Raw genomic sequence first — 5,090 nt, 5'->3', positions numbered from 1 at the left:
TGCCGCTCCACCAGGTGCCGCGCCACCAGCCTGCCCAGCGAGCCGGTACCACCGGTGACCAGCACCGTGCCCCCGGCCCGGAACCCGGCCGCCGGCTCGCCTTCGGCCGCTCGCACCAGACGCGGCACCGACAGCACCGGACCACGCACCGCCACCTGCGGCTCACCCGCGGCCAGGACCGCCGCGAGCAGGTCGTCGACGGGTTCGTCGGCGGCCGGGTCCAGGTCGAGCAGGACGATCCGGCCGGGGTTCTCGGCCTGTGCGGCGCGGACCAGGCCCCAGACGGCCGCACCGGCCGCGTCCGTCAGCGTGGCCGCGCCGCCCGCGGGCACCGCGCCCCGGGTCACCACCAGCAGCCGCGCGTCCTCCAGTTCCTCCTCGGCGAGCCATGCCTGGACGACCTCCAGGGCGGCGGCGGTCCGGGCGAGCGCCTCCTCGTCGCCGTCCGTGGAGCCGTCCAGCTCCAGGACCGCGACTTCGGGCACTTCGCCGCGCAGCGCCGTCACCTCGCCGGCGGTGGCGACTCGCGTCCACGCGGGCGCCGTTTCCGCGGTCGGGGCGGGTAGGGGGAGTTCGGTCCAGTCGACGGCGAACAGTGCGTCGCGGCCTTCGCCGGCCGTCGCTGCGGCGTCGAGCTGCCCGACGTCCACGGGGCGGAAGGTGACCGAGTCGACGCTCAGGACGAGTCCGCCGTTCTCGTCGGCCGCGACGAGGGACAGGACGTCGGTTCCGCGCGGTGCGATCCGCACCCTGAGGGAGGCGGCACCGGCGGCGTGCAGGACCAGTCCGTTCCAGGAGAACGGCAGGACGTTGTGGCCGTCGGCGGGCTGGGCGAAGGCGTCGGTGTGCAGGGCCGCGTCCAGCAGTGCCGGGTGCAGTCCGAACCGGGCGGCCTCGTCCCGCTGTGCGTCCGGCAGGGCGACCTCGGCGAAGATCTCCTCGCCCCGCCGCCACACCGCTCGCAGGCCCTGGAACGCGGGGCCGTAGGCGTAGCCGTGGCTCGCGAGGTCGGCGTAGAAGGAGGTGGTGTCGAGGTCGACCGGTTCGGCGCCGGCCGGCGGCCAGACCGTGGTGTCGAAGGCGGGTGTGTCCCCGGCGGAACCGGTCAGGGTGCCGGTGGCGTGCCGGGTCCAGGCGGCGGTGCCGATCTCGCCGGCGGTGTTCTCGCGGGCCGAGTAGACCGTCACGGTCCGTGCGCCGTCCTCGTCCGGTGCGCCGACGGCGACCTGGACCCGGACGCCGCCCTGCTCGGGGACGACCAGGGGGGCTTCGATGACGAGTTCGTCCACGACTCCGCAGCCCGCCTCGTCACCGGCGCGGACGGCCAGCTCGACCAGGCCGGTGCCGGGCACCAGGACCACTCCCCCGACGGCGTGGTCGGCCAGCCAGGGGTGGGTGCGCAGGGAGAGCCGGGAGGTGCACAGGATTCCGCCGGTCTCGGGCACCTCCACGACGGCTCCGAGCAGCGGGTGGTCCGCCGTGCTCTGGCCGAGGGCGGCCGCGTCGGTGGCGGGGGCGGTCCGGAGCCAGTAGTGCTGGTGGTCGAAGGCGTAGGTGGGCAGGTCGACGTGGGCCTCGGTGGCGCCCTCGGGGAGGACGGCCGCCCAGTTCACGTGCGTCCCGCGGACGAACAGTTCCGCGACGGACAGCAGGAGCGTCCGCGCCTCGTCGCGGTCGTCGCGCAGGGCCGGAACGGCCACCGCGTCCGCGTCGGCCGACTCCGTGATCGGACCGGTCAGGGCGCCGCCGGGGCCGAGTTCGAGGAACACCGAGCCACCGGAGGCGCTGATGCCGTCCGCGAAACGGACCGGGCGGCGGACGTGGTCCACCCAGTAGGCGGGGTCGGTGAGCTGTCCCGGCTCGGCGAGCCGGCCCGTCACGTTGGACACGACGGGGATGGCCGGCTCGTTCCAGGTCAGGTCGGACAGGGCCGCGGCGAAGTCGGCCAGCATCGGCTCCATGAGCACCGAGTGGAAGGCGTGCGAGACGGTGAGCCGCTTGGTCCGGCGGCCCTGCTCGCGCAGCTTCTCCGCCACGGCGGTGACGGCTCCCTCGTCGCCCGAGAGGACCACCGAGCCGGGCGCGTTGACCGCCGCGAGGTCGACGCCCGCGCCGAGGTAGCGCTCGATCTCCGTCTCCCCGGCGGCGACCGCGACCATCGCCCCGCCCGGTGCCAGGGCCTGCATGAGCCGGCCGCGCGCGGCGACCAGTGCCGCCGCGTCGGTCAGCGACAGCACGCCCGCGACATGCGCGGCGACGACCTCGCCGATGGAGTGTCCGGCGACCACGTCCGGCCGTACGCCCCAGGATTCCACGAGCCGGAACAGGGCCGACTCCACCGCGAACAGACCGGCCTGGGTGAAGACCGTCTGGTCCAGCAGACCGCCGCCCGCGTTGCCGACCTCGCCGAAGATCACGTCCTTGACGGCGTGGTCCGCCCAGCCGGCCAGCCGCGCGTCCAGTGCGGCGCACGCCTCGTCCAGCGCCTCGGCGAAGACGGGGTACCGGTCGTACAGTTCGCGTCCCAAGCCCAGGCGCTGCGCGCCCTGGCCGGGGAAGACGAACACCGTGCGGCCGGTGCTCTCCGTGCCGACGGCGACGTTCGGCGACGCCTCGCCGGCGGCCAGCGCCCGCAGTCCGGCCACGGCCTCGTCGCGCGAGCCGGCGACGACCACGGCCCGTTCGGGCAGCACCGCCCGCCGGGTGACGAGCGCTCCGGCCACGGCCGCCGGCGGGACGTCGGTCCGCCCGGCGAACTCGGCCAGCCGTGCGGCCTGTCCGGCGAGCGCGGCGGTGCTCCGGGCCGAGACCACGACCGGCAGCACTCCGTCGGCCGGGGCCGGCCGCGCACCGTCGCCGGGGGCCGGCGGCACCACGGCCGGCTCCTCGGGAGCCTGTTCCAGGATCACGTGCGCGTTGGTGCCGCTGACGCCGAAGGCGGAGACGCCGGCGCGGCGCGGGCGGCCGGTCTCCGGCCAGGGCCGGGCCTCGGTGAGCAGTTCGACTGCGCCCGCCGTCCAGTCCACCTCGGTCGACGGCTGGTCGACGTGGAGGGTGGGCGGCAGCACCGCGTGCCGCAGCGCCTCGACGGTCTTGATGACGCCGGCGACGCCGGCCGCGGCCTGGGCGTGGCCGAGGTTGGACTTCACCGAGCCGATCCACAGCGGCTCTTCGCGGTCCTGGCCGTAGGTGGCGAGCAGGGCGTGGGCCTCGATCGGGTCGCCGAGGACCGTACCGGTGCCGTGCGCCTCCACCGCGTCCACGTCGGACGCCGAGAGACCGGCGCTCGCCAGCGCCTTGCGGATCACGCGCTGCTGCGACGGGCCGTTGGGGGCGGTCAGGCCGTTGGAGGCGCCGTCCTGGTTCACCGCGCTGCCGCGCACGACGGCGAGGACGCGGTGGCCCTTGCGCCGGGCCTCGGACAGGCGCTCCAGGACGACCACGCCCGCGCCCTCGGCCCAGCCGGTGCCGTCGGCGGACGAGGAGAACGCCTTGCAGCGGCCGTCGGGTGAGAGGGCCTGCTGGCGGGAGAACTCCACGAAGGTGTACGCGTTGGCGAGGATGGTGGCGCCGCCGGCCAGGGCCATCGAGCACTCTCCGTTGCGCAGGGCCTGCGCGGCGAGGTGGATGGCGACCAGGGAGGAGGAGCAGGCGGTGTCGACGGTCACCGCGGGGCCTTCGAGGCCGAAGACGTACGACACCCGGCCGGAGGCCACGCTGCCCGCGGACCCGGTCGCCGTGAACCCGGCGAGTTCCGCGGGGAGTTCGCCGCCGAAGCCGTAGCCCTGGGTCATCACGCCGGAGAACACGCCGACGTCGGTGCCCTTGAGGGAGAGGGGGTCGATGCCCGCCCGTTCCAGTGCCTCCCAGGACGTCTCCAGCAGCAGCCGCTGCTGCGGGTCCATCGCGAGGGCCTCACGCGGGGAGATGCCGAAGAAGCCCGCGTCGAACAGGCCCGCGTCGTGCAGGAACCCGCCCTGGTCGACGTAGGAGGTTCCGACGCGTCCGGGGTCGGCGTCGAACAGGCCCTCCAGGTCCCAGCCCCGGTCGGACGGGAACCCGGACAGCGCGTCCCTGCCCTCCGCCACCAGCTCCCAAAGCCCTTCGGGGCTGGTGACCCCGCCGGGGAGCCGGCAGGCCATGCCCACGATCGCGATCGGCTCGCCGGGGTCGGCGGTGGCGACGGCCGGTTCCGGGGCGGCCGGGGCGGCGGTGACGTGCCCGAAGTGGCTGTGCAGGTGACGGGCGAGGGCGAGCGGGGTCGGGTAGTCGAAGACGACGGTCGTCGGCAGGCCGAGGCCGGTGGCCTCGCGGATGCGGTTGCGCAGTTCGACGGAGGTGAGGGAGTCGAACCCGGCGTCCTTGAACGCCTTCTCCGCCTTGACCTGGTCGGCCCCGGCGTGGCCGAGGACGGTGGCGACCTGGCCGCGGACGACGTCGAGGAGCAGCGCTTCCTGCTCGGCCGGGTCGAGTCCGGCGAGCCGGTCGGCCAGGCCGCCGCCGCTGCGGTCCGCCGCGGTCGTCCGGGCGGCCTGCCGGGTGACCCGGATCAGGCCGCGCATCAGGGGCTGCACGGTGCCGCCGGCGGCCGCGTCGGCGCGGGCGGCCCGCAGGTCGAGCTTGATCGGGACGACGAGGGCCTGGCCGGCGCCGAGTGCGGTGTCGAAGAGGGCCAGGCCCTCCGCCGGGGTGAGGGCGCGGACGCCGCCCCGGCTCATGCGGGCCTGGTCGGTCTCGCTGAGGTGGGCGGTCAGGCCGGTGCTCTGCTCCCACAGGCCCCAGGCGAGGGAGACCGCCGGCAGGCCGGCCGCGCGGCGGCGGGCCATCAGGCCGTCGAGGTAGGCGTTGGCGGCCGCGTAGTTGCCCTGGCCGGCCGAGCCGAACAGACCGGCTCCGGAGGAGTAGACGGCGAACACCGTCAGGTCCAGGGTGCGGGTCAGCTCGTCCAGGTGCGCGGCCGCGGCGGCCTTCGGGCCGAAGACGCCCGCCAGGCGTTCGGGGGTGAGGGCGCCGATGACGCCGTCGTCCAGCACACCGGCCGTGTGCACGACACCGGTGAGCGGGTGCTCGGCCGGGACGGCGTCCAGCAG

At 75.6% G+C, this 5,090-nt stretch carries 1 protein-coding gene; it reads right to left on the bottom strand.

The window, feature by feature from the left end; genetic code table 11:
• Positions 1-5,090, bottom strand: a 5,090-nt coding sequence (locus ABZ576_RS34170) for a beta-ketoacyl synthase N-terminal-like domain-containing protein (protein ID WP_360749949.1), incomplete at both ends; no start/stop codon positions are given.

This window comes from Streptomyces sp. NPDC013455, assembly GCF_040632975.1.
In the GTDB taxonomy this organism is placed as follows: domain Bacteria; phylum Actinomycetota; class Actinomycetes; order Streptomycetales; family Streptomycetaceae; genus Streptomyces.
The sequence above is the reverse complement of the archived record's forward strand: the minus strand, read 5'-3'. Positions and strand labels throughout refer to the sequence as shown.